At 71.2% G+C, this 22,463-nt stretch carries 27 protein-coding genes and 1 riboswitch; of the genes, 12 read left to right on the top strand and 15 right to left on the bottom strand.

The window, feature by feature from the left end:
• The first annotated feature begins 55 nt into the window (after positions 1–55).
• From NZH93_RS41455 to NZH93_RS41470, 4 genes are all read left to right on the top strand, one after another.
• Positions 56–967, top strand: a complete 912-nt coding sequence (locus NZH93_RS41455) for an ABC transporter ATP-binding protein (protein WP_259628812.1) — start codon at positions 56–58, stop codon at positions 965–967.
• Complete coding sequence (locus NZH93_RS41460) at positions 964–2,625, top strand: ABC transporter permease (protein WP_259628813.1); 1,662 nt, start codon at positions 964–966, stop codon at positions 2,623–2,625. Before NZH93_RS41455 ends, NZH93_RS41460 begins: the two co-directional genes overlap by 4 nt.
• Positions 2,626–2,734: 109 nt before the next feature.
• On the top strand, positions 2,735–3,292 hold the full coding sequence (locus NZH93_RS41465; protein WP_259628814.1) for an ArsR/SmtB family transcription factor: 558 nt from the start codon (positions 2,735–2,737) through the stop codon (positions 3,290–3,292).
• A complete protein-coding gene (locus tag NZH93_RS41470; RefSeq protein ID WP_259628815.1) occupies positions 3,289–4,554 on the top strand; it encodes an MFS transporter in 1,266 nt (421 codons plus the stop codon). The genes NZH93_RS41465 and NZH93_RS41470 overlap by 4 nt, the downstream gene beginning before the upstream one ends.
• Here the strand turns inward: NZH93_RS41470 and NZH93_RS41475 are convergent.
• The 3 genes from NZH93_RS41475 to NZH93_RS41485 form a co-directional block, all read right to left on the bottom strand.
• Positions 4,438–5,583 (bottom strand): MFS transporter, encoded by a 1,146-nt coding sequence (locus tag NZH93_RS41475; RefSeq protein ID WP_259628816.1) that lies wholly within the window; start codon positions 5,581–5,583, stop codon positions 4,438–4,440. The two genes, NZH93_RS41470 and NZH93_RS41475, sit on opposite strands and share 117 nt — an antisense overlap.
• 72 nt (positions 5,584–5,655) lie before the next feature.
• Positions 5,656–6,942: a serine hydrolase domain-containing protein gene (locus NZH93_RS41480; protein WP_259628817.1), complete on the bottom strand. Its 1,287-nt coding sequence runs from the start codon at positions 6,940–6,942 to the stop codon at positions 5,656–5,658.
• A 108-nt stretch (positions 6,943–7,050) separates the two neighbouring features.
• On the bottom strand, positions 7,051–7,947 hold the full coding sequence (locus NZH93_RS41485; protein ID WP_372506986.1) for a PAC2 family protein: 897 nt from the start codon (positions 7,945–7,947) through the stop codon (positions 7,051–7,053).
• A 50-nt stretch (positions 7,948–7,997) separates the two neighbouring features.
• Between NZH93_RS41485 and NZH93_RS41490 the strand changes: the two genes are divergently transcribed.
• Both NZH93_RS41490 and NZH93_RS41495 read left to right on the top strand, forming a co-directional pair.
• Positions 7,998–8,360: a homocysteine S-methyltransferase family protein gene (locus tag NZH93_RS41490; RefSeq protein ID WP_259628818.1), complete on the top strand. Its 363-nt coding sequence runs from the start codon at positions 7,998–8,000 to the stop codon at positions 8,358–8,360.
• Positions 8,353–9,033 (top strand): HAD family hydrolase, encoded by a 681-nt coding sequence (locus NZH93_RS41495; RefSeq protein ID WP_259628819.1) that lies wholly within the window; start codon positions 8,353–8,355, stop codon positions 9,031–9,033. The genes NZH93_RS41490 and NZH93_RS41495 overlap by 8 nt, the downstream gene beginning before the upstream one ends.
• 6 nt (positions 9,034–9,039) lie before the next feature.
• Here the strand turns inward: NZH93_RS41495 and NZH93_RS41500 are convergent, their stop codons facing one another.
• Positions 9,040–9,936, bottom strand: coding sequence for a LysR family transcriptional regulator (locus tag NZH93_RS41500; protein WP_259628820.1), 897 nt, complete (start codon positions 9,934–9,936; stop codon positions 9,040–9,042).
• Positions 9,937–10,022: 86 nt separating this feature from the next.
• Between NZH93_RS41500 and NZH93_RS41505 the strand changes: the two genes are divergently transcribed.
• Complete coding sequence (locus NZH93_RS41505) at positions 10,023–11,342, top strand: aspartate aminotransferase family protein (protein ID WP_259628821.1); 1,320 nt, start codon at positions 10,023–10,025, stop codon at positions 11,340–11,342.
• A gap of 100 nt (positions 11,343–11,442) precedes the next feature.
• Here NZH93_RS41505 and NZH93_RS41510 read toward each other — a convergent pair whose 3' ends face one another.
• From NZH93_RS41510 to NZH93_RS41540, 7 genes are all read right to left on the bottom strand, one after another.
• Positions 11,443–12,207, bottom strand: a complete 765-nt coding sequence (locus NZH93_RS41510) for a CbtA family protein (RefSeq protein WP_259628822.1) — start codon at positions 12,205–12,207, stop codon at positions 11,443–11,445.
• Positions 12,208–12,218: 11 nt separating this feature from the next.
• The gene (locus NZH93_RS41515) at positions 12,219–12,404 is read right to left on the bottom strand and encodes a CbtB domain-containing protein (protein ID WP_259628823.1); all 186 of its coding nucleotides are present in this window, start codon (positions 12,402–12,404) and stop codon (positions 12,219–12,221) included.
• 33 nt (positions 12,405–12,437) lie between these two features.
• Positions 12,438–12,612, bottom strand: a riboswitch (cobalamin riboswitch).
• Between the two features lie 557 nt (positions 12,613–13,169).
• Positions 13,170–13,838, bottom strand: coding sequence for a (2Fe-2S)-binding protein (locus tag NZH93_RS41520; RefSeq protein ID WP_259628824.1), 669 nt, complete (start codon positions 13,836–13,838; stop codon positions 13,170–13,172).
• Positions 13,839–13,847: 9 nt separating this feature from the next.
• Positions 13,848–14,255 carry a PIN domain-containing protein gene (locus NZH93_RS41525; RefSeq protein WP_259628825.1) on the bottom strand — a complete coding sequence of 136 codons (408 nt, stop codon included), beginning with the start codon at positions 14,253–14,255 and terminating at the stop codon, positions 13,848–13,850.
• Positions 14,240–14,491 (bottom strand): type II toxin-antitoxin system Phd/YefM family antitoxin, encoded by a 252-nt coding sequence (locus tag NZH93_RS41530; protein WP_259628826.1) that lies wholly within the window; start codon positions 14,489–14,491, stop codon positions 14,240–14,242. Before NZH93_RS41530 ends, NZH93_RS41525 begins: the two co-directional genes overlap by 16 nt.
• 72 nt (positions 14,492–14,563) lie before the next feature.
• Positions 14,564–15,331, bottom strand: coding sequence for an alpha/beta hydrolase (locus NZH93_RS41535; RefSeq protein WP_259628827.1), 768 nt, complete (start codon positions 15,329–15,331; stop codon positions 14,564–14,566).
• Position 15,332: 1 nt separating this feature from the next.
• Positions 15,333–16,295, bottom strand: coding sequence for a GlxA family transcriptional regulator (locus NZH93_RS41540; RefSeq protein ID WP_259628828.1), 963 nt, complete (start codon positions 16,293–16,295; stop codon positions 15,333–15,335).
• A gap of 86 nt (positions 16,296–16,381) precedes the next feature.
• Between NZH93_RS41540 and NZH93_RS41545 the strand changes: the two genes are divergently transcribed.
• Positions 16,382–16,609, top strand: coding sequence for a hypothetical protein (locus NZH93_RS41545; RefSeq protein WP_259628829.1), 228 nt, complete (start codon positions 16,382–16,384; stop codon positions 16,607–16,609).
• 100 nt (positions 16,610–16,709) lie between these two features.
• Here NZH93_RS41545 and NZH93_RS41550 read toward each other — a convergent pair whose 3' ends face one another.
• Positions 16,710–17,324: a TetR/AcrR family transcriptional regulator gene (locus NZH93_RS41550; RefSeq protein ID WP_259628830.1), complete on the bottom strand. Its 615-nt coding sequence runs from the start codon at positions 17,322–17,324 to the stop codon at positions 16,710–16,712.
• Positions 17,325–17,481: 157 nt separating this feature from the next.
• Here NZH93_RS41550 and NZH93_RS41555 point away from each other — a divergent pair, with 157 nt between their 5' ends.
• From NZH93_RS41555 to NZH93_RS41570, 4 genes are all read left to right on the top strand, one after another.
• Positions 17,482–17,745 carry a phosphoribosyl-ATP diphosphatase gene (locus tag NZH93_RS41555; protein ID WP_106191219.1) on the top strand — a complete coding sequence of 88 codons (264 nt, stop codon included), beginning with the start codon at positions 17,482–17,484 and terminating at the stop codon, positions 17,743–17,745.
• Between the two features lie 13 nt (positions 17,746–17,758).
• Positions 17,759–18,604, top strand: coding sequence for an ATP phosphoribosyltransferase (hisG, locus tag NZH93_RS41560; RefSeq protein WP_259628831.1), 846 nt, complete (start codon positions 17,759–17,761; stop codon positions 18,602–18,604).
• The gene (locus NZH93_RS41565; protein ID WP_259628832.1) at positions 18,601–18,882 is read left to right on the top strand and encodes an antibiotic biosynthesis monooxygenase family protein; all 282 of its coding nucleotides are present in this window, start codon (positions 18,601–18,603) and stop codon (positions 18,880–18,882) included. Before hisG ends, NZH93_RS41565 begins: the two co-directional genes overlap by 4 nt.
• Positions 18,883–19,067: 185 nt before the next feature.
• Entirely contained in the window at positions 19,068–19,706 is a 639-nt protein-coding gene (locus NZH93_RS41570) for a lytic polysaccharide monooxygenase auxiliary activity family 9 protein (RefSeq protein ID WP_259628833.1), read from the top strand.
• A 45-nt stretch (positions 19,707–19,751) separates the two neighbouring features.
• Here the strand turns inward: NZH93_RS41570 and NZH93_RS41575 are convergent, their stop codons facing one another.
• From NZH93_RS41575 to NZH93_RS41585, 3 genes are all read right to left on the bottom strand, one after another.
• A complete protein-coding gene (locus tag NZH93_RS41575; protein WP_259628834.1) occupies positions 19,752–20,576 on the bottom strand; it encodes a glycoside hydrolase family 16 protein in 825 nt (274 codons plus the stop codon).
• A gap of 106 nt (positions 20,577–20,682) precedes the next feature.
• Complete coding sequence (locus NZH93_RS41580) at positions 20,683–21,456, bottom strand: thioesterase family protein (RefSeq protein ID WP_259628835.1); 774 nt, start codon at positions 21,454–21,456, stop codon at positions 20,683–20,685.
• Positions 21,457–22,344 carry a RecB family exonuclease gene (locus tag NZH93_RS41585; RefSeq protein WP_259628836.1) on the bottom strand — a complete coding sequence of 296 codons (888 nt, stop codon included), beginning with the start codon at positions 22,342–22,344 and terminating at the stop codon, positions 21,457–21,459.
• Positions 22,345–22,463 lie beyond the last annotated feature (119 nt).

The raw sequence follows: 22,463 nt of genomic DNA on the forward strand, positions 1-22,463 counted from the left end.
CCTTATCGTATTTCAGAACTTCACGAATTTGTGAAACAAGCGTAGCTTACGGATCATGACAGAAGCGATATCCGTGTCGGGCCTGGTGAAGACCTTCGGCCCGACGCGTGCGTTGGACGGTCTCGACCTGACCGTCCGCACCGGAGAGGTGCACGGGTTCCTCGGCCCCAACGGGGCGGGCAAGTCGACCACCATCCGGGTGTTGCTGGGCCTGCTGCGAGCCGACGCGGGCACCACCCGCCTCCTCGACGGCGACCCGTGGAAGGACGCGGTCACCCTGCACCGCAGGCTGGCCTACGTGCCGGGCGACGTCACGCTGTGGCCGACCCTGTCCGGCGGCGAGGTCATCGACCTGCTCGGCAGGCTGCGCGGCGGCCTCAACCCGACGCGTCGAGCCGAGTTGCTGGAGCGGTTCGAGCTGGACCCGCGCAAGAAGGGCCGGGCCTACTCGAAGGGCAACCGGCAGAAGGTGGCGCTGGTCGCCGCCCTCGCCTCCGACGTCGAACTGCTGATCCTGGACGAGCCGACCTCCGGGCTGGACCCGCTGATGGAGGCCGTGTTCCAGGAGTGCGTCCAGGAGGAGCGGGTCCAGGGGAGGACCGTCCTGCTCTCCAGCCACATCCTCGCCGAGGTGGAAGCCCTCTGCGACCGGGTGAGCATCATCCGCGCGGGCCGGACCGTCGAGTCCGGCACGCTCGCGGAACTGCGCCACCTCACCCGCACCAGCATCTCCGCCGAACTCGCGTCCGCGCCGAACGGCCTGGCCGCGCTGCCCGGCGTGCACGACCTCAAGGTCGAGGGGCTGCGCGTCCACTTCGACGTGGACACCGACCAGCTCGACGCCGTGCTCCGGCAGCTCACCCAGGCCGGTGTCCGCAGCCTGGCGAGCCACCCGCCCACGTTGGAGCAGTTGTTCCTCCGGCACTACGAGCCCGAGCCGTCGGCGGACCCGGTGGTGGCGCGATGAGCACCGTCGTGTCGCGGCCGGACCCCGGAACCGCTTCGGCGGCGCGCGAGGGCGCCGCGGTGACCGGCGGGTTCGTGGGCACGGGCGCGCTGGTGCGGCTCGCGCTGCGCCGCGACCGGGTCCTGCTGCCCGGCTGGATCGCGGGCATCGTGCTGCTGGCGGTGGGGTCCGCCGCGGCCGCCGCCGACCTCTACTCGACGGTCGAGTCGCGCGTGGCCTCCGCCACCGCGGCGAACAACACGACGGCGCTGGTCGCGCTGTACGGCCGGGTGTACGACCCCTCCTCGGAGGGTGGCATCTCGATGGTCAAGACCGGTGGCCTCGGCGCGGTGATGATCGCGCTGCTGTCGATCATCGTCGTCGTCCGGCACACCCGCGCCGAGGAGGAGTCCGGGCGGCTCGAACTGGTCGGCGCCACCGTCGTCGGCCGGTACGCCCCGCTCACCTCGGCGTTGATCGTCGCCATCGGCACCAACGCGGTGCTGGCGCTGCTCACGGCCGTGGGCGTGGCGGGGGCGGGCATGCCGATGGCGGGCTCGTTCGCGTTCGGCCTCGCCTGGGGCGGTGTGGGGATCGCCTTCGCGGGGATCGCCGCCACCACCGCGCAGGTCTCGTCCACGGCCCGCGGCGCGACCAGCCTCGCCGCGATCGTGCTCGGCTTCGTGTACGTCCTGCGGGCGGTCGGCGACACGGCCGGTCCGGACGGCCCCACGTGGATGTCGTGGCTCTCGCCCATCGGCTGGGGCCAGCAGTTCCGGCCCTACTCGGGTGACCGCTGGTGGGTCCTGCTGGTCCTGCTCGGCTTCGCCGCCGTGGTCGTGATGGGGGCGTTCGCGCTGGTCGAGCGCCGGGACATCGGCGCGGGCCTGGTCGCCGACCGGCTCGGTCCCGCCGGGTCCACGCGGCTGGGCAGCACGCTCGCGCTGGCCTGGCGGCTGCACCGGGGATCGCTGTTCGGCTGGACCGCGGCGTTCGCCGGGCTCGGGCTGGTGCTCGGCAACATCGCGGGCAACGTCGGCGGGTTCGTCGACAGCCCGTCCGCGCGGGAGATGGTCGCGAAGCTGGGCGGCACGGACGCGCTCACCGACGCGTTCATCTCCGCGGAGATGGGCGTCATGGGCCTGGTCGCGTCGATCTACGGCATCCAGGCCGCGCTGCGGCTGCGGACCGAGGAGACGGGCCAGCGCGCCGAACCGCTGCTGGCCGCGGCGGTCTCGCGGACCAGGTGGGCGTGGAGCCACCTCGCCATCGCGTTCGGCGGCCCGGTGCTGCTGGTCGCGGCGACGGGCGCGGGCGCCGGGCTGTCGCACGGCGCGTCGTCCGGCGACATGAGCCGGTTCGGGCCGGTGTTCGCCTCGGCGTTGTTGCAGGTGCCCGCGGTGTGGGTGCTCACCGGCATCGTGGTGCTGGCGTTCGGCGCGGCTCCGCGCCTGGTCGCCACCGGGTGGGTCGCGCTCGTCGTGTTCCTTCTGCTCGGCCAGCTCGGGCCGCTGCTGGAGCTGGACCAGTGGGCGATGGACCTGTCGCCGTACACCCACATCCCGAGGTTCCCGGCGGGGGACGTCGACCCCGTGCCGCTGGTGTGGCTGGTGCTGATCGCCGCCGCGCTCGTGGCCGCCGGGCTCACCGCCTTCCGGCGCCGGGACATCACCACCTGACCTGAACCCGTTCGGCCGGGTCCTCCTCGGAGGGCCCGGCCCTTGCCGTGCGCGCGATCCCGTGCAACTCTGAAAGAGATATTTCGAAAGAACTCTTTCAGGAGTGGTCGTGACGTTTCCCCAGCCGCGCCGGGTCGCCGACGTCGAGGCGCTGAAGGCGCTGACGCACCCGCTTCGCGTGTCGTTGGTCAACCACCTGCTGTCGGTCGGCCCGCGCACCGCCAGCGAGTGCGCCGCCGAGGTCGGGTCCAGCGCGTCCAATTGCAGTTGGCACCTGCGGCAGCTCGCCAGGTTCGGCTTCGTGGAGCGCGTCGAGGGCACGGACGGCCGGGAACGGCCGTGGCGCGCCACCGAGGTCGGCTTCGACGTCGGCGCGTTCGACGAGGACCCCGCCGTGCGCACCCAGCAGGACGCGCTGGCGGCGTTGCAGCTCAACGAGGACAACCGCTTGGTCCAGCGGTTCCTGGAGCGGCAGCACGAGCTGCCGCGCGAGTGGCTGGAGGCGTCCGCGCTGCACGGGTACGCCCTCAACGTCACGCCGGAGGAGCTGACCGGGCTGGTCGGGATCGTCGACGACCTGCTGCGGCCCTACCTCGTGCCGGTGCGCCAGGACGCGCCGGAGGGCGCCGCGCCGGTCCACTTCGGCGTCCGGGCGTTCCTCCGGTGACCGGCCCGCTCGCGAACCCCGGCTTCCGACGGCTGCTGGCCGCCGGGTTCGTCTCCGAGATCGGCGACTGGGTGCTCCAGGTCGCGATGCCGGTCTACGTCTACCAGCTCACCGGCTCGGTCTCCGCGACCGCGACCACGTTCGTCGTCGCGCTGCTGCCGAGCCTCGCGCTGTCCCCGGTGGCGGGCGTGCTCGCCGACCGGTGGGACCGGCGACGGCTGATGCTGCTGATCAGCGTGCTGCAAGCGCTCGCGCTGCTGCCGCTGCTCGCCGTGCGCGGCGCCGAGGACCTCGTGCTGGTCAACGTCGTCACGGCCTGCCAGGCCGGGCTCGCGGCGCTGTTCGAACCCGCGCGCGGCGCGCTGCTGCCGTCGCTGGTGGAGCGCGCCGACCTGCCCGCCGCCAACGGGCTGATCGGCGTCGGCGTCAACCTCGCCCGACTGCTCGGCGCGTCGCTGGGCGGCGTGCTGCTCGGGTACACCGGCCTGCCCGGGGTGCTGCTCGCCGACGCCGCGTCGTTCCTGCTGGCGGCCCTGCTGCTGGTGCGCGGGTTCGGCGTCTCCCCACCGGTCGTGGCGCACCCGCCCGTGCTGCGCGCGTGGGTGGACGGCCTGCGGGAGATCGCCGCGCGGCGCCAGTTGCGGTTCATGGTGCTGGTCGTCGGCCTGATGGCGATGGCGCAGGGCCTGTTCGTCGTGCTGTTCGTGGTGTTCGTGACCGATCGGCTCGGCGGCGGCGAGGCGGAGACCGGGCTGCTGCGCGGGGTGCAGGCCGTCGGCGGGCTGCTCGGCGGCGTGCTGGTGGGGGTGCTGGTGCGGAGGTTCGCCGCCGGCCGCCTCCTCGCGTGGGCGCTGCTGGTGTTCGGCGTGCTCACCGCGCTGATGTGGAACGCGGCGTACGTGACGACCGCGCTGCTGTTCTACCTGGTCGCGTTCGCCGTGCTCGGCGCGCCCGGCGTCGTGGGCGGGGTCGGGATGATGTCGGTGCTCCAGCTCCACACCTCGGACAGCTCCCGCGGACGGGTGCTGAGCAGCTTCTTCACCCTGTTCGACGGGTTCCAGGCGCTGGGGATGGTGATCGCCGGGGTGCTCGTCGTGCCGCTGGGGCTGCCCGTGCTGCTCGACGCGCAGGCCGGGCTGTACGCGCTAGCCGGCTTGGTGGCGCTGAACCGCCAGTGGGGCCACGACGACGAGCAGGGCGGCGGGGACGAGCAACGCGACGACCGGGTCGAGGTGGTAGAGCGGCACGAAGGCGATCGGTGACAGCGCGCCCCCGAGGAACCGGAGGGACTGCACCACCGACACCGAGCCGCCCCGGTTGGCGCTGTCGCCCGTGAGCACCATGGCGTGCACGCCGACGACGACACCCTGGCTGCACGCCCCGGCCAGCGCCCACAGCAGGCCGACGGCCCAGATCGACGGGAGCGTCGCCACCGCAGCCAGCAGCACCCCGCCGGTGATCGCCCCCACCTGCACGCACCGCTTGGCGCCGAAGCGGTCGACGGCCCGGCCCACCAGTCGCGCGGTCAGGATGCCCGCGAGGCCGAAGCCGGTGAGGACCACGCCCCGTTCGCCCGCGCTCAGGCCGAAGCCGTCACCCAGCCGGAAGGCGACCAGGAACGAGATGCCGCCGAGGCAGCCCCAGCCGACGAACCCGGTGGCGGCGATCCGGATCACCGAGGGCCGCCACGCGCTGCGCAGCTTCGGCCGGTCGCCGGTCGGGGTGGTGTTCTTCGGCAGACCGATCCACGCGAGCAGGGCGGCCACCACGGCCGCGCCGACGAACGCCCAGCGCCAGGACGCCTCCGCCGCCAGACCGCCCACGAGCGGGGCCGACGTCTGGCCCGCCGCCTGCATGGACGCGAAGACGCCGAGGGTGCGGCCGAGGCGTTCCCGCTCCGTGACGGCGGCGATGGCCGCGAGCAGCAGCGGGGTGGTGAAGGCGTTGGCCGCGCCCTGGATCGCCCGGCCGCCCAGCAGGACCGGGAACGTCCAGGAGACGGCGCAGAGCACCGACGCCAGTACGTAGACGACGTAGGCGATCCGGACCGTGCGCAGTGCTCCCCACCTGGCCCCGAGCGTGCCGGAGACGAGCATGAGACCGGCGAACGGGAGCAGGTACGAGCTGAGGGTCGTCGCCGCCTCACCGCCGGAGCGGTCGAAGTCGGCGCCGATCTCGGGGAGGATCGAGGTCGTCATCGCGCCGCCGAACGGGCCGAGGAAGCCGCCCGCGTAGAGGGCCGCGATGGTCGCCCTGTCCCGCCAGCCGGTGCGGGGTGTCGTCGTGGTCATGGGTCCTGGTCGGATCGTGGTGCGGGGCCGTGGACAGTCAACTCCACCCGCCGCACGGTCCGAGTAGGGGGATCACCGCTCGCGGGTGGCGGTCCGGACGTCGTCCTCCTGCCGCAGTTCCAGGGTGTCCCGGTCGGTCCGCCTGATCTCGCAGTCGAGGGCGCCCGCGCGGTACCGCCCCCGGCCCAGCGGGTGCAGGGCCAGCGGAGGTTGGCCGGGTGACGTGAGCACCAGCCCGCCGTCGGTCTCGGTGATGTCGATCCGGTAGTCGTCGCGCAGGCGCCACGTGCCGGTCGGAGAGCCCTCGACCGCACCGGGCCGCGACGTGCCGTACCGGCGTTCCGCCTCGTCCAGCAGGCCCATGAGGACCTCGTCCGCCAGCTCGTTGTTGATCATCACCGCCATGGTGGCCCCGGCGTCGGGCCAGGTGAACGTCCAGCAGCCGTACCCGAGGTTGCCACCGGTGTGGCCGAACCTGCCCGCCGCGTCGACGTGGACCCCCAGCCCGTAACCGCCGGGGACCTGCGGGGTCAGCATCTGCTCGGTGGTGTCGGCGGTGAGCAGCGAGAGGGCGCGGGTGCGGATCTCCGCCCCCAGGCGGACCAGGTCGGACGGGGTCGTCCACAGGCCCGCCGCCGCGAGTTCCGGCTGCACGCGCCACCCGCCGCCGAGCGGGGTGCCCTCCGCGTGGTGGCCGGTCGCGGTGTCGTGGTGCAGGGGGAACTGCTGGTCGTAGCTGCTGTCCCGCATGTCCAGCGGTTCCAGGACCAGGGTGTGCATGAGGGTCGTGAACGGGGTGTCGGTGACGTCCTCCAGCACCTGCTGGAGGACGGCGTAGTGGCTGCCCGAGTAGCGGAAGCGGCTGCCGGGCAGCGTGGTCGCCCGCACCGGCGGGGTGGTGGCCGGTGGTTCGCCGTCCAGGACCTGGCGCAACGTCGGGACCTGGTCGTCCTGGTGGAAGCCGCGGAACCAGTTCGACGACAGGCCCGCCGTGTGGGCCAGCAACTGGCGCACGGTCGTGCGCGCCCGCCACCCGTCGTCGGCGGGCAGGCGCCACGAGGTGAGGTAGGTGTGGACGTCCTCGTCCAGGTCCAGGACGCCCTGGTCCACCAGGCGCAGGGTGCCGAACGCGGCGACGTGCTTGCTGATCGAGCACGCCTGGAAGATCGTGCTGGTCGTCGCCGTCCCGTACGCCGCCGCCCACGGGACGACACCGTCCCCGGTGACGGCGACGCTGACCGCGGGCACCCGGTGCAGGTCCATCAGGTCCGGGAGCGAGATCCGGTCCGGCGACCGGTGCCGTCTGCCCCGGTGGCGGTCCATCCCCGCCAGGATCTCGCTCCACTCCGCTTCAGCCATGGCCGAACCCACCTCCCCAGGGTGGCTACCACTGTAGGGAGGACGGGCTCGCGGTGGTGGCGGAAAAGTCGGTGCCGCCACCGCTCGGGGCGGTGACGGCACCGGTGGCTACAGGCCCGCCGGGCCCTTGCCGGGACCGCGGCCCCGACGGCGGAGGTAGCGCTCGAACTCGGCCGCGATGGCGTCGCCGCTCTCCTCGGTGATCTCGATCTCCGCGTCACCGCGCTCCTCGAGGGCGCGCACGTAGTTGCGGACGTCCTCGTCCTCGTCCGCCATCTCGCTGACGGTCCGCTCCCACTCCTCCGCCTGCTCGGGCAGGGCGCCGAGCGGCACCTCGACGTCGAGGACCTCCTCGACCCGGTGCAGGAGTGCGAGGGTGGCCTTGGGCGACGGGGGCTGGGAGACGTAGTGCGGCACGGCGGCCCAGAACGAGATGGCCGGGATGCCCGCCTGGACGCACAGGTCCTGGAAGACGCCCACTATCCCGGTGGGCCCCTCGTAGCGGGAGCGCTCCAGGCCGTACTTCGCCGCCGACTCCTCGTCGTAGGCGGTGCCGGTCACCGGGACCGGGCGGGTGTGCGGGGTGTCCATGAGCAGCGCTCCCAGCGTCACCACGGTGGTGATGCCGAGGCCCTCGATGTGGCCGAGGAGTTCCGCCGCGAACTTGCTCCACCGCATGTTCGGCTCGATGCCGTGCACGAGCACCACGTCGGTCGCGGAACCCGGCGGACGGCACACGGTCAGGCGAGTGGTCGGGAATTCCACCCTTCGGGTGATGCCATCCACCATGCGGACCGTGGGCCGCGTCACCTGGAAGTCGTAGTAGTCGTCGGGATCGATCTCCGCCAGAGGAGTCGCGTCCCAGGTGAGTTGCAGGTGTTCGATCGCGGTACTGGCTGCGTCTCCAGCGTCGTTCCAGCCCTCGAACGCCGCCACCATGATCGGGTTGGTGAGGGGTTTCCGAGGGTCGTAGGGGGTGGGGGAGGCCTGGTCCGGATCGGTCACCGGGTCAGACTACGACCCGGAGCCAAGTTGGTTGCCCGTAGGCTTGGCGCATGGCGGATCGTGTCTCCTCACCCGTGGCGGCCGCTTTCGAAGATCGAGTGGTCGGCGCGGGCGGCACGACGGACGCCGCGCTCCCGCCGGTGAGGGTCCTGCGGGAGGACTTCGCAGGTCACAGCGGTTGTCGCGAGTTGCTGAACGCCACCAGGCCGGATGTCGGGCGAGGTGTGCGCCGCGCCTGCCCGGAGGCAGGACCTGACTCCGTCGAGACCAACACTTTCGGGTCCGATCCGCCCAACCCCGCCGACCGCGGCACCTCCGACCGGATCTTCGAACCGTCCGGAGCAGGCCCCACCGACCAGCCGACCGACGCGTTCGCCGCGCACCACCCGGAAGCGAAGTACTCCCATGCCTGATGGAACTGCCCTCCCCGGAAGGCGGCCCGCCGCCGTCCTGTGGGACATGGACGGCACCCTGCTCGACTCGGAGAAGCTCTGGGACATCCCGCTCTACGAGTACGCGGAGAAGCTCGGCGGAACGCTGTCGCTCGAGACCAGGCACGCCATGGTCGGGTCGAACGTGCCCACCACGCTCGCGCTGCTGTTCGCCGAGTTCGGGCTGGAGCCGACGCCGGACGACCTGACCGACGCCGCCGTGTGGATCGCGCGCCGCACCGAGGAGGTGTTCCGGGCGGGCCTGCCGTGGCGGCCGGGAGCCGTGGACGCGCTGCGCGCCGTGCGGGACTCCGGGGTGCCGATGGCGCTGGTGACGTCGACCGAGCGGGCGTTGACCGAGGTCGCGCTGGACACGATCGGCCGTGACCTGTTCGACGTGACGGTGTGCGGCGACGAGGTCGACGGCCTCAACAAGCCGCTGCCCGAGCCGTACCTGAAGGCCGCCCGGCTGCTCGGCGTCGAGGCGGCCGACTGCGTCGCGATCGAGGACTCGCCGACCGGGGTGTCCTCCGCCGTCGCCGCGGGCTGCACGGTGCTCGTGGTGCCGTGCGACGTGGAGGTCGACCAGGGCGAACGGCGGGTCTTCCGCGAGTCGCTCGTGGGCGTGGACCTGGGTGTGCTCTCGGCGCTGTGAACGGGCTCACCGGGGGTCGGTGGGCACCGGCTGCCTGCGCACGGTGTCGAGCACGAGGCGGACCGCCGCGTGCGGCCGGGCGCCGCGCCGGGTCATGGCCGTGATCGTGCGGGAGACGGCCGGGGCCAGTTCCCGCGTGGCGACCCGGTAGTGGGGGTCGACCGCGAGCGCGGGCAGCAGCGCCACCGAGAGACCGGCCTCGACGTGCTGCAACGTCATCATGTAGTTGCTGAACCGGCAGACGACCCTGGGCTCGAACCCCGCCTGGCGGCACAGCCGGGTGGTCAGGTTCGCCATGTACGACTGGGGGATGTCGAACGCCCACGGCTCGCCCGCGTAGGCGGCGAGGTCGGTCGGCCCGCGACCCGCGTGGTCCGACGGCACGACGAGCACGATCCCGTCGCTCGCCAGCGGGACCACGTCGATGTCCGGGCCGAGCGGCAGCGTGACGAAGTCCTGCGTGGTGATGATCAGGTCCGCGTCCCCGACGCGCAGCGCCTGGACGCTCTCGTGCGGTTCCAGCTCCAGCAGCTCGACGTCGACGTGCGGGTGGGTGCGTGCGAGCTCGATCACGGCAGGCACGGCGAGGGTGTGGATCGCGCTCTGGAACGCGCCCACCCGCACGAGCCCGGACGGCTCCTCCCCGAGACCGCGCAGCTCGGCCTCGACGGTGTTCATGTGGTCGAGGATCGCCCTGCTCCGCCGCGCCAGCACCAACCCGGCGGGCGTGAGCCGGACCCGGCGGCCGGTGCGTTCCAGCAGGTGGGTGTGCGTTTCGGCTTCGAGGACGGCGAGCTGCTGGGACACGCTCGACGCGCTCAGGTTGGCCGCCTCGGCGACCGCGCGGACCGTGCCCAGGATGTCCAGTTGGCTCAGCAGCCGGAGCCGCCACGGGTTCAGCATGGCGCCATTGTTGTGCGGTTCCGCCGAACAGCACAGTCGGAATTGTGAGATGGACGTGTCGCTCGGGCGGTCCTAGCTTCGAGGACATGGCTGCTCCGACGACCGCACCGACGTCCACCGACTTCTGGGCCGACGCCCGACGCCACCTCGTCCGCTACGGCGGCGAGTTCACCCCCGAGATCATCAGTGGCGCCGCCGGGAGCTTCGTCCACACCGAGGACGGCCGCCGCATCCTCGACTTCACGTCCGGCCAGATGAGCGCGATCCTCGGCCACTCGCACCCGGAGATCGTCGACACCGTGCGGCGCCAGATCGGGTCGCTGGACCACCTGTTCAGCGGGATGCTGAGCCGCCCGGTCGTCGACCTGGCCCGGCGGCTGGCCGGGACGCTGCCCGCGCCGCTGGAGAAGGCGCTGCTGCTGACCACCGGCGCCGAGTCGAACGAGGCGGCGATCCGGATGGCGAAGCTCGTCACCGGCAAGCACGAGGTCGTGTCGTTCGCGCGGTCGTGGCACGGCATGACGCAGGCCGCGGCGAACGCGACCTACAGCGCGGGCCGCAAGGGCTACGGCCCGTCCTCGCCGGGCAACTTCGCCATCCCGGCGCCGAACACCTACCGACCGGACTTCACCCACCCCGATGGCACGCTCGACTGGCGGCGGCAACTGGACTTCGGGTTCGACCTGGTCGACGCCCAGTCCGTCGGCAGCCTGGCCGCGTGCCTGGTGGAGCCGATCTTGTCGTCGGGCGGCCTGCTCGAACCGCCGCCGGGGTACTTCGCGGCGCTGCTGGAGAAGTGCCGCGAACGCGGGATGCTGCTGATCCTCGACGAGGCTCAGACCGGGCTGTGCCGCACGGGCACCTGGTACGCGTTCGAGCGCGACGGTGTCGTCCCGGACATCCTGACGCTGTCGAAGACGCTCGGCGCGGGCCTGCCGCTGGCGGCCGTGGTGACCAGCGCCGAGATCGAGCAGGAGGCGCACGACCGCGGCTTCCTGTTCTTCACCACGCACGTCTCGGACCCGCTGGTCGCCGCGGTCGGCAACACGGTGCTCGACGTCCTGGAACGCGACCGCCTCGACGAGCGCGCGCTGCACCTCGGCGGAGTGCTGCGCCGTGGCCTCGAAGGGATCGCCGAGCGGCACCACGTCGTGGGCGACATCCGGGGCAGGGGACTGCTGGTCGGGATCGAGTTGGTCGTGGACCGCGACACCAAGGGGAGTTCCGACGAACTGGGCGCGGCCGTGACCCGGCGCTGCCTGGAACTGGGGCTGCACATGAACATCGTCCAGTTGCCGGGCATGGGCGGGGTGTTCCGCATCGCGCCGCCGCTCACCGCTACGGAGGCGGAACTGGGGCTGGGTTTGGAGATCCTGGACCAGGCCATCGGCGAGTCGACGGCGTAGACGAGAACGGCCGTGGTTGAGAACGGCTGTGGTCGAGAGCGGCTGTAGACGACAACGGCCGTGGACCCCCGCTCGGGGAGTCCACGGCCGTGTGGTCGTGCTAGGCGGCGACGGCCGACTTGGCGTTGGCCTTGGTCTTGGTCTTGCGGACCGCCGGGTCGATCAGCAGTCCGAACACCAGGCCGAGCCCGATCCACAGGGTCGCCGTCTCGGCCAGTGAGGCGAGGCGGAAGTCCCAGAGGACGCTCGACGGCATGTCGGCGGGAACGGCGTCCGGCGGTGCCGGGAACACCAGCAGCAGGATCGTCACCGCGGCCACGGTCGCGAGCAGCACGGCCGTGACGCGCACCGGCGCGGCCAGGTGACCGAGCCGCGAAGCGAGGTAGCTCGCCCCGAACGCGACCACGATGCCCGCCACGATGAGCCCGAGGTACAGGCCCGTCCGGTAGTTGACGGTCGTCGGGTCGCCCACGGCAGGCGGGTTCGCCGGGTACTTGATCGCGGGCAGCAGCGCCGCCACGCCGAACGCCGCCAACCCCAGCGTGGCGCTGCGGAAGAACGGCTGCCGGTCGGTGAACCAGCGGCGCGTGTAGGCGAAGATCGTCGCGAACAGCGCGCCGACGGCGAGCCCGACGACAACCGCCGCCAGCACCCCACCGAGCACCTGGGTGCCCCGGCTGAACAGTTCGGCGTGCTCGTGCGCGTCACCTTCGACGTGCTCAGCGGCCGCCCGCGCCTCCTCGACCGCCAACGCGGCCCGGATCGGCACCTCGACGACGAACAGGCTGACGAGACCAGCCGCGAGTCCGGCGATGCCGCCCGCGGCCAAGCCGCGGGTCAACAGCCCGGTGTAGGTGGTAGCCATGTCCCCGGTGCCTAGTGGCACGGGACGCCGAGAGCGTGGCGTCCGTCGTGGAAGAACTCGTGGACGGTCTCGGCGGTGGCGCCGAGCGCGACACCGTTCTCCTGGAGGACGACCCAGGCGACGATCAGGGCCAGAAGTGCGACGGCGAACGCCCACTTCGGCACGGCGATGGACGGTGTCAGTGCGGGGCTCGTCATGACGGGCTCCTCCATACCTCGTGGAAGGTCAACGGTGTACTCGGCGCCGCAGCCGGTCTCCTGACTCCCAGGTCACCGCTAGCCCGCGTCTTCCCAGCAGAACTCTTCTGCCAGTGACGTTCTCGGCGGGGTCGCTACCCGGTCACAGTGGCGAGGACCGCGCCGGATTCCCACCGGCTTCCCGTCCACTGCGGCGCTGGAACCGTAAAGGTCCCACGTGCTCCGGCACAACCGACCAGACGAGTTGTCATGAGCGTCACCTCGGAAAACGGACAGTCACCGCGCGGACGGCGGGGGTCGAGGCGCGGTTCGGGCTGGGGATCGACTCTGGCTGCGGCGGCATGCTCGGGTCCGGTTCGGAGGCCGCGAGATGCCGCTCCGGCCGCTGCCGCTTAGGTTCCAGCAGAGCCAGCCCGGCCTCACGAACACCGCTGGGGCTCGGGCCGCTTGACTCACTGCCGACGCGGGTCTGGCGGCCGCGTCCGAGCCATGGTGCACCGGGACTCCGCCGTCACCTATGACGGTGTCCACAGCGGGAGAAGCTGAACCGGGCTGCGCCAATCGCCCGGCACAACCCCCTTCCCGTCGCGGCGGCAACGGTGGTCGCTGACGCACCGGATGCGGAGCCCCAGCGTCTTCCCCGCGACGTTTATCCAGCTCCCCAGCCGCGCGGAGCCGTTGACCATCCAGTGGATCGTCGCGTCCGGCAATAGCGCCACACCAGTTCCATCCCAGCCGCCGCTGTTCACCGGCCCCGCGGCCCCGTCACCTGGCGGGCAGGGGGCAGTCGCCGCAGGTGCCGCCGCCGTCGAGCCGGTAGTAGAGGCAGCAACTGCGCCGCCTGAACGCGACCTCGCCGGGGAACGGTATGAACTCGCCCGCGCCGAGCAGTGGTGGCTCGGCGAACAGCGCCGCTCCCACCGCGAGGCAGTCTTCGGTGCTTGCCGCGCCGGACCGCGCCATCGTCCGCAGCCCGCCTGCCATGGACGACACCGCGTTCCCCCACAGGAGTCCGGCCGCCACGCCGCTCTCCCGCCGAATCGCGTCGACCACCGGCACCATCGCCTCGACTACCCCCGGCCCGGTGACCGGCTCCGCCAACCGCACCCGCAACCCGTCGGCGGGGGAGTACTTCCACCACAGGTTCGCGGGACGGATGTCCGGCACGGCGCCGTCCAGCACGTGCGCGGCCACCGTCGGGCACAGCAGCCGTGCCGTGTAGCTCAGGAAGAACAGGGACGCGGCCACCCGCCGCTCCGAAGTCCGGTACCGCTCGGCGATGGTGTCGAGCGTGTCCGTCAACGCCCGACTCCCGTCGAGCAACGCCTCACCCGACGCCCAGCTCTCGTCCGGCCTGCCGACGTCGAGCACGAAGAACGGACTGATGCCACGAGCCTGTCGCAGTGTGGCCAGCACCCTGGCGAATTCCGACACGCCCCGAAACTACCCGGCCATCACCACCCGAACCTTCAGCCCCGGAAGGGCACCGAAGTTGGCGTTGGAGTCCAGGGTGACCAGCGTCCGGCTGGAGGCCACGGCGGTGGCGGCGATGATCAGGTCGAAGGTGCCGCGAGGGCTTCCGGTCTTGCGCACGTGGCCTTGGAGGAAGGCGTGCATTCTCGCCACCTCGATCGAATACGCCTCGACCGGGATCACCGCGAGGAGCGCTTCGGTGTGGAGGGCGCGGAAATCTCTTTTCGGCCCTGTGCTCCGATCTATTCCCACGAGCAGTTCCGCCACGCTGATCCCGGCGATGACGGGGTCGTCGTTCCCGATCACCGTGGCGAGGTCGGTCGTTCCGCGTTCCGCGGCGATGAGGATGCCGGTGTCCAGGATCAGTCGGTCGGCCACTTGGTCATCCGGTCGGGCTGGGCGCGCATTTCCCGCATCGCCGCTTCGATGTCGTCGGCGAAGTCCGGGTCGACCGGGTACTTGCGCATGACTTCCTGGACGCGCACGCCGATCGGTGTGCGATCCGGGATGAAGGTGCCGATCGGCACGCCGTTCTTGGTGACGATCACACTCTCGCCTTCTTCGGCCGCCTTGAGTATGGCGGCGAAATCGTTTGTCGCCTGGATGTCCGTCATCGATCGCATGCCATTAATGGTGCCCGTGGACCATTGGTCATGGAACCCTGTTTGTTCACTCTTCCGCGTGGTCTATTGCCGTTTGAGCCCAACTACCGCGTCGATGAGCGAGGACCCGTCGAGCAGCACGCGGTCGTTGTGGTCGGCGTCGACCGCGACCACGGCGGCGTGTGCCGCTTTCGCGACGGCGAGGCTTTGCGCGGGTGGTACGACGGTGTCGGCTGTGCCGTAGACGACCGTTGTCGGCACCGAGGTGGCCGTGACGTGTTCGAGCACCGGGAAGCGGTCGCGCAGGAGCAGGCCGACCGGGAGGTACGGGTAGTGCGTGCGGCCCGCGGTGGCGAGGTCCACGAACGGGGAGCGGAGGAGCAGGCCCGCGGGTGGGTGTTCGGTGGCCAGTTCGGCGACCACCGCGCAGCCCAGGCTCTCGCCGTAGTACAGGAGCCGGTCGGCGGTGACACCGGTGTCCACGAGGTGCTGGCGGGCGGCGCGGACGTCCAGCGCCAAACCCTCCTCGGACGGGCTGCCGGGGTTGCCGCCGTAGCCGCGGTAGTCGAGCAGCAGGACCGCGAACCCCGCCCGGACCAGCGCCGTCGCCAGCGGGACGCGGTCCGCCCGGTTGCCCGCGTTGCCCGGCGCCACCAGGACGGTGGGACCGGGGCCGGGGAAGTGCCACGCGTTCAGGGACAGACCGTCCGCCGTGCGCAGCACGACGGGTTGGGCGCCGCGCGCCAACGGGGGCGCGGAGGTGTCCGGGAAGAACACCAGGTGGCGCTGGAACAGCCAGAGCGCGCCGACGAGGACCGCGGGCACCGCCACGACCGCGGCCAGGCGCCACACGTCAGACCGCCGCGGGCCGGTGGGCGAACGTGCGGCGGTAGTCGTTCGGGGTCACGCCGACCGTGCGGTTGAAGTGGTGGCGTAGCAGGGCAGCCGTGCCGAAACCGCTGTGCTGCGCGATCTCGTCGATGCTGAACGCGGTGTCCTCCAGCAGTTGCCTGGCGCGCAGCACGCGCTGGGTGGTGAGCCAGCGGTGCGGGGTCGTGCCGGTCTCCGCGACGAACCGGCGGGCGAACGTGCGCTCGGAGAGCTGCGCGCGACGCGCCAGGTCGGCCACGGCGTGCTCGGTGTCGAGGTGCTTGAGCATCCAGGTGAGCAGCGGCGTGAGGCTGTCGGCCTGGCAGTCCGGCAGGGGGATGTCGACGTACTGGCGCTGGCCGCCGTCGCGCTGCGGGGCGACGACCATGCGGCGGGCGATGGCGGTCGCGACGGCGGAGCCGTGTTCGCGGCGCACGAGGTGCAGGCACGCGTCGATGCCGGACGCGCCGCCCGCGCTGGTGATGATGTTGCCGTCGTCGACGAACAGGACGTCGGGGTCGAGCCGGGCGAGCGGGAAACGGTCGGCGAACGTCCGACGCTCGCGCCAGTGGGTCGTGCAGTTCCGCCCGTCGAGCAGGCCGGCCGCACCGAGCAGGTACCCGCCGGTGCACACCGACAGCAGGGTGGCGCCCGCCGCGGCGGCGTCGCGGAGCGCTTGCAGGACGGCGGGCGGGTACTCGTCGCGGGTGGTGAACGCGGGCACGGCGACCAGGTCGGCGCCGACGAGGGCGTCCAGGCCGAGCACCGGGGTCAGCGCGACGCCGACGTTCGTGCGCAGCGGCACGCCGGGTTCTTCGCCGCACACCCGGAACTCGATCGGCGGCACGCCGTCGGTGGTGCGGTCGACGCCGAAGACCTCGCAGATGAGCCCGAACTCGAACGGCTCCAGCTCATCGATCAGCAAGCACGCCACGGTGTTCAGCATGCTCGAAGCATACTTGGCAGGATTTTGTGGCACAACGTCAGAGCTGCCACTGGTGGCGGGATGTTGTGCAGGACAAACTTAGTGCCATGACAAGCGCACTGATCGTCCTCGCCGTCCTGGCGCTGGTGGGCTACAGCCTGGAGCGCAACAACAGCAAGCAGTCCGGGCCGCACGCGCGGCTGGCGGGCAGCAACGACGTCCAAGACCTCGACCTCGTCCGGATGACCGCCGACCTGAGGGCGGCTTCGCCCGCCGAGTCGACGATCACCACCCGTCGCGCGCCGCACTTCCGGGGCGCCGGTGTTCGGGTCTGATCCGGTGGGCCGGGCCCGACGACTGGGCTCGGCCTTCGCGGGACCGCTCCTCCGAGGGCACCGCGACCGCTGAACGCGAACTAGCTCACGGACGAGCGGGTCAGTCGGCTGAGGGGTCCGGCAGGCCCGCGGCGACCTGCCGCAGCGCGTTGCGCACGAGCTGGGTGATCGGCGCGGGCTTGGCGGTGCTGAGCCACTTGTCCGTCGCCACCTCGACCGCCGCCCACACCGTCGCCGCCACCAGCCTCGGGTAGAGGTCGCGCGCGACCTTCGTGCCGGTCCGCTCCGCCACCACGTCGGCCAGTTCGCGCTCGGCGACGGCGTTCGTCTTGAGGAACTCCCCGAGCAGGCTCGGCTCGCTGGTCATCAGCCGGATGCTGGCGGTCCACTCCGGATCCGGGCTCTTCTTGTCCGCGCGGTACGGCGACAGCGCCGCGTAGGTGATGGCGTCCCACAGCGGCTCGTCCGCCGGACGGCCCCGCAGCACCTCGGCCACCCCGCGCGCCCGGTCGAGGTGCTTGGCGGCGATGGCCTCGGCCTTGCCGCCGAAGTAGTTGCTGAACGTCCGGTGCGAGACCCCGGCCGCCGCCGTGATGTCCTCGATGAGTGCGTTCTCCACGCCGCGCTCCACGGCGAGCCGCACGGCCGCCTGGATCATCGCCTCGCGCCTGGCCATCTTCTTCTGGTCCCGCAGGCCGAGTGGTGGGGTCGTCATCGCGCCACGATAAGGGGATCTTGCGTGCCGCGCAAGATTGCGTCGAGCGCAAAACGGCGGTCCGCGACCCCGTCGAGGTGTCCTCCGTCAGTCCACTGGGTGGACATTCGTGCCCAGATGCGTCGTGTCCCGGCACGAGGTGGGAGGATTCCCGCTCGTGAAGACCTTCGACGAGCTGTTCGCGGAACTCAGCGAGCGCGCCCACACCAAGCCTGAGGGGTCCGGCACCGTCGCAGCACTGGAGGCCGGCGTGCACGCGCAGGGCAAGAAGGTGCTCGAAGAGGCGGGCGAGGTGTGGATCGCGGCGGAGCATGAGTCCGACGAGCGGCTCTCGGAGGAGATCTCACAGCTCCTCTACCGGCTGCAGGTGTTGATGCTGGGCCGCGGGCTCACCTTGGACGACATCTACAAGTACCTGTAAGAGGAGATCCCCCATGCTGCGCGTGGCTGTTCCGAACAAGGGCGCGCTCGCCGAGCGCGCCTCCGAAATGCTGAGGGAGGCGGGCTACCGCCAGCGCAACGAGCAGCGCGACCTCACCGTCATCGACTCGGCCAACGACGTCGAGTTCTTCTTCCTGCGCCCCAAGGACATCGCGATCTACGTCGGCTCCGGCCGGTTGGACCTCGGCATCACCGGTCTCGACCTGATGCGCGACTCCGGCGCGAACGTGGAACCGCGGCTGTCGCTCGGGTTCGGCGGGTCGACGTTCCGCTACGCGGGTCCCAGGGGCACGGACTGGCAGCTCGCCGACATCAAGGGCAAGCGGCTCGCGACGGCGTACAAGACGCTCGTGCAGGCGGACCTGGAGAAGCACGGCATCGAGGCCGAGATCATCCGGCTCGACGGCGCGGTGGAGATCTCGATCCAGCTCGGCGTCGCCGACCTGATCGCGGACGTCGTCGGGTCCGGCCGCACGCTCCAGCAGCACGACCTGGTGCCGTTCGGGCACACGATCTGCGAGTCCGAGGCCGTGCTGATCCACTCGGCGGCGGTCGAGGACTCGGCGGCGAAGCAGCAGCTCACGGCCCGTTTGCAGGGTGTCGTGTTCGCCCAGCACTACCTGATGCTGGACTACGACTGCCCGCGTTCGCTGCTGGACGAGGCGCTGCGCGTCACGCCCGGTCTCGAGTCGCCGACGGTGGCGCCGCTGGCCGACCCGGCCCAGGTGGCCGTGCGCGCGATGGTGCCGCGCAAGGACGCGAACCAGCTCATGGACGAGCTGTCCGCGCTGGGCGCGAAGGCGATCCTCGCGTCGGACATCCGGTTCTGCCGCCTGTGATCCTGGAGATCGCCCACCTGGACGTCCTGCCGGGCCGTTCAGCCGAGTTCGAAGCCGCGTTCGGTGAGGCCGAGACCGTCATCTCGGCCTCACCGGGCTTCCTCGGGCTGGAGCTGAAGCGGTGCGTCGAGCGCCCGGACAGCTACGTGCTGCTGGTCCGCTGGGAAACCCTCGAAGACCACACGGTCGGGTTCCGGCAGGGGCCGCTGTACCCGCGGTGGCGCGACCTGCTGCACCACTTCTACGACCCGTTCCCGGTCGTCGAGCACTTCGCCTAGGTATTCCACGTCGCCGGAATCGTCGAATTCGGACGTTCAGCCGCTGGTCACCGAGTCGAACGGCAGATCCGAGTGGTCACGGCCTGTTCACAATGCGTGAGACTTTCGCTACGGTGCGGACTGGGAGCGTTCCCAGACCCCTGTTTCGCAATCCTCAACGTGGAGGACGTGTGAACTTCCGAAAGGTGTTAACCCGAGCACTCGGCGTGCTCACGGCGGTGGCCGCCCTGCTGGCCTCGGTCGTCGTCGGCGTGGCGAACGCGCACGGTTCGACGACCGACCCGCCGTCGCGCAACTACGGCTGCCACCAGCGGTGGGGCAGCAACTTCCAGGACCCGACCATGGCCACCAAGGACCCGATGTGCTGGCAGGCGTGGCAGGCCGACCCGAACGCGATGTGGAACTGGAACGGCCTGTACCGGGAGGGCGCCGCAGGCAACCACCAGGCGGCGATAGCCGACGGCACGCTGTGCAGCGGCGGGCGCACCCAGGCCCCCCGCTACAACTCCCTCGACGCCGTCGGCGCTTGGCAGGCCGCGACGAAGAGCAGGCAGTTCACCCTGACGATCACCGATCAGGCCCGGCACGGCGCGGACTACCTCGCCGTGTACATCACCAAGCAGGGCTTCGACCCGACGCGGCAGGCGCTCGGGTGGGGGAACCTGGAGCAGGTGATCCGCACCGGGCGCTACGCGTCGGCGGGCACGTACTCGACGGCCGTCAACGCGGGCAGCCGCACCGGACGGCACATCGTCTACGTGGTCTGGCAGGCCAGTCACATGGACCAGTCGTACTACCTGTGCAGTGATGTGATCTTCCAGTAGCGGGAGCCGGGGTGCGGCGGGCGAGGACCGCCGCACCCCGTCCCACTAGCCCTGGTAGACCCGGACGTAGTCGATCCCGAGCTGCTGCGGGAACTGCGTCGACCCGTCGGGGTTGCCCGGCCACTGGCCGCCGACGGCGAGGTTCATGATCAGGTAGAACTTGTTGTTGAACACCCAGCTCCGGCCGCCGAGGTCGGCGGGGGTCCGGGTCTGGAACACCACGCCGTCGACGAGCCACTGGATGCGGTTCGCGGACCAGTTGATCGCGTAGGTGTGGTAGGCGTTGGACCACGGTTGGGCGTTCTGCTTCGCGGCGCCGATCCCGCCCGCTCCGGAGTAGCCGGGGCCGTGGATGGTGCCGTGGACCGTGGTCGGTTCGCGGCCGATGTTCTCCATGATGTCGATCTCGCCGCAGTTGGGCCAGCCGACCTGGCCGATGTTCGAGCCGAGCATCCAGAACGCGGGCCAGATGCCCTGGCCGTACGGGAGTTTCATCCTGGTCTCGATGCGGCCGTAGGTCCAGTTGATCCGGTTGTTCGTGGTGAGCTTCCCGGAGGTGTACTGGCAGGTGCCGCCGTTCCAGCACGCCGCGCCGGAGTTCTCCCGGCGGGCGGTGATCACCAGTTGGCCGCCGCCGTTCAGCGCGACGTTCGAGGTCTTGTCGGTGTACGCCTGGAGCTCGTTGTTGCCCCAGCCGTTGGAGCCGTTGCCGATGTCGTAGGCCCACTTGGCGCTGTTGGGCCGGGAGCCCGACGGTCCGTCGAACTCGTCGGACCAGACGAGGACCGGGGCGGCGTTGGCGGGTGGGGCCAGGGGTACGGCCAGCAGCAGGCCGGTCAGGACGAGCAGAACACGACGCAGGGTGGACACTGTGCCTCCTCGTTCGATGCAGGGGGCGTCAGTGGGAGCGCTCTCACCTCAGCTTGTTCACGCAGTGTTGCGCTGTGTTTCCACCAGGTCAAGGGAGGCGCGTGGATTACCTCTCGCGGACGAGCAGCGACTGGGCCGTGCGCGCCACCGGACCGAGCAGGTCGTGCACGACGCTCGACGCCACGCCGACCCCGCCAGCGCCGATGACCGTCGACGCCTCCAGCGCGAACCACGAGCCCTGCGGTTCGCGGTGCAGGTGCACGGAGAGGTCGGTGTTGATGGCCATCCACTTCCGGACGTCCAGGCGGCTGGACACGCCGCTCGCCGAGTCCGCGATGGTGAAGAGGCGTTGGAGCGCGGTGGGTTCCTCGCCCTCGACGGTGGGCAGTAGTGGTTTGCCCCAGACGACGGCGTCACCGGGGGTGGCCATGTCGCCGTCCACCGACCGCCAGTCGACCGCGTCCAGGTAGCCGCACGACCAGTCCGCGGGCATGATCATCTTGGGGCAGGCCGGGGGTTCGGGGAGCATGCCGGAGAACTCGGACGCGATGGAGGTCGTGTCGCCCCGGTTGATCCGCCAGGCGTGGGCCCGGAGCACGGGGCGGCCGTCGTGGGTCAGGTCGGCGCCCAGGAGTTCGACCGAGCGGCCTGGGCGGAGGACGCTGGCGGTCACCTCCAGTTCCGCCACTGGGACCGGGCCGAGGACGTCGAACACCAGCCGGGAGAGCACCATGTCGTCTCGCGGGGCGCAGGACTCCAGTTCTCGCACCAGGAGGGCGGACGGTGGGCCGAGGTGCTGGCTCTCGGTGCTCCACGGGCCTGCGGTGTGACTGGTGGAGCGGTAGCGGGTGGCGGTTCGGCGTTCGTAGAAGGCGTCCACCTAGTCCACCCTGTCCAGAGGGGTTTCGACGCTGCCGTCCGGTTCTGGCCAGCCTGGGTACGGCGGCGGGGTGCCGTCGAAGGCCGGGCAGAACGCCTTGTGGTCGCAGTAGTCGCACAGCCTGCTGGGGTTGGGGCGGAAGTCGCCGGTCTTGCCCGCCTTGAGGATGGCCACCCAGATGGCCTCCAGGGTCCGTTCGAAGCGGCCCAGTTCCGCTTCGTCCGGGGTGTAGGCGAGGGCCTGGCGGTCGGCGAGGTACATGAGGCGGAGCTGGCGGGGGACCTCACCGCGGAGCTTCCACAGCATGAGGGCGTAGAACTTCATCTGGAACATGGCCTTGGCCTCGCCGATGAGCCTGGGGGCGGCGCCGGTCTTGTAGTCGACCACCCGGATCTCGCCGGTGGGGGCCACGTCCACCCGGTCGATGTAGCCGCGCAGCAGGACGCCGGACGGCAGTTCCGACTCCACGAGGAGTTCGCGGGCGTCGGGGTCGAACCTGGTCGGGTCCTCCAGTTCGAAGTAGCCGTCCAGGAGGCCGTCCGCTGATCTCAGCCACTCGTCCAGGGCCGGGTCGTCCGAGCCGGAGAAGAGGGAGGCGAACTCGGGGCGTTCGGTGCGGACTCGGTCCCAGGCCGGGGCCAGGAGGGACTTGGCCTTCTCGGGGGTTCTGGCGGCTGCTGGGAGGGCGAAGAGGTCTTCCAGAACGGCGTGGACGACTGTGCCTCTGACCTGAGCCTTCGTGGGGACCTCGGGGAGGCGGTCCACGGCTCTGAAGCGGTAGAGGAGGGGGCACTGCTTGAAGTCGCCTGCGCGGGACGGCGAGAGGGCCGGTCGACGCACTGGGCGGGAACTCGTCGCGACCGCACTCGTCGCCGCTGGATCGGACATGGGACGAACGATAGGGGAGGGGTCCGACAGTCTTGGGGTTGGCGGTGGGGTTGGTGGGGGTTCGGGCGGGTCCGGTTGGGGGGTCCGGTGGGTTTGGTGGGGGTCGGGTTGGGTGCCGG

Origin of the sequence: Umezawaea endophytica (genome assembly GCF_025061645.1) — a bacterium.
Lineage (GTDB): Bacteria > Actinomycetota > Actinomycetes > Mycobacteriales > Pseudonocardiaceae > Umezawaea > Umezawaea endophytica.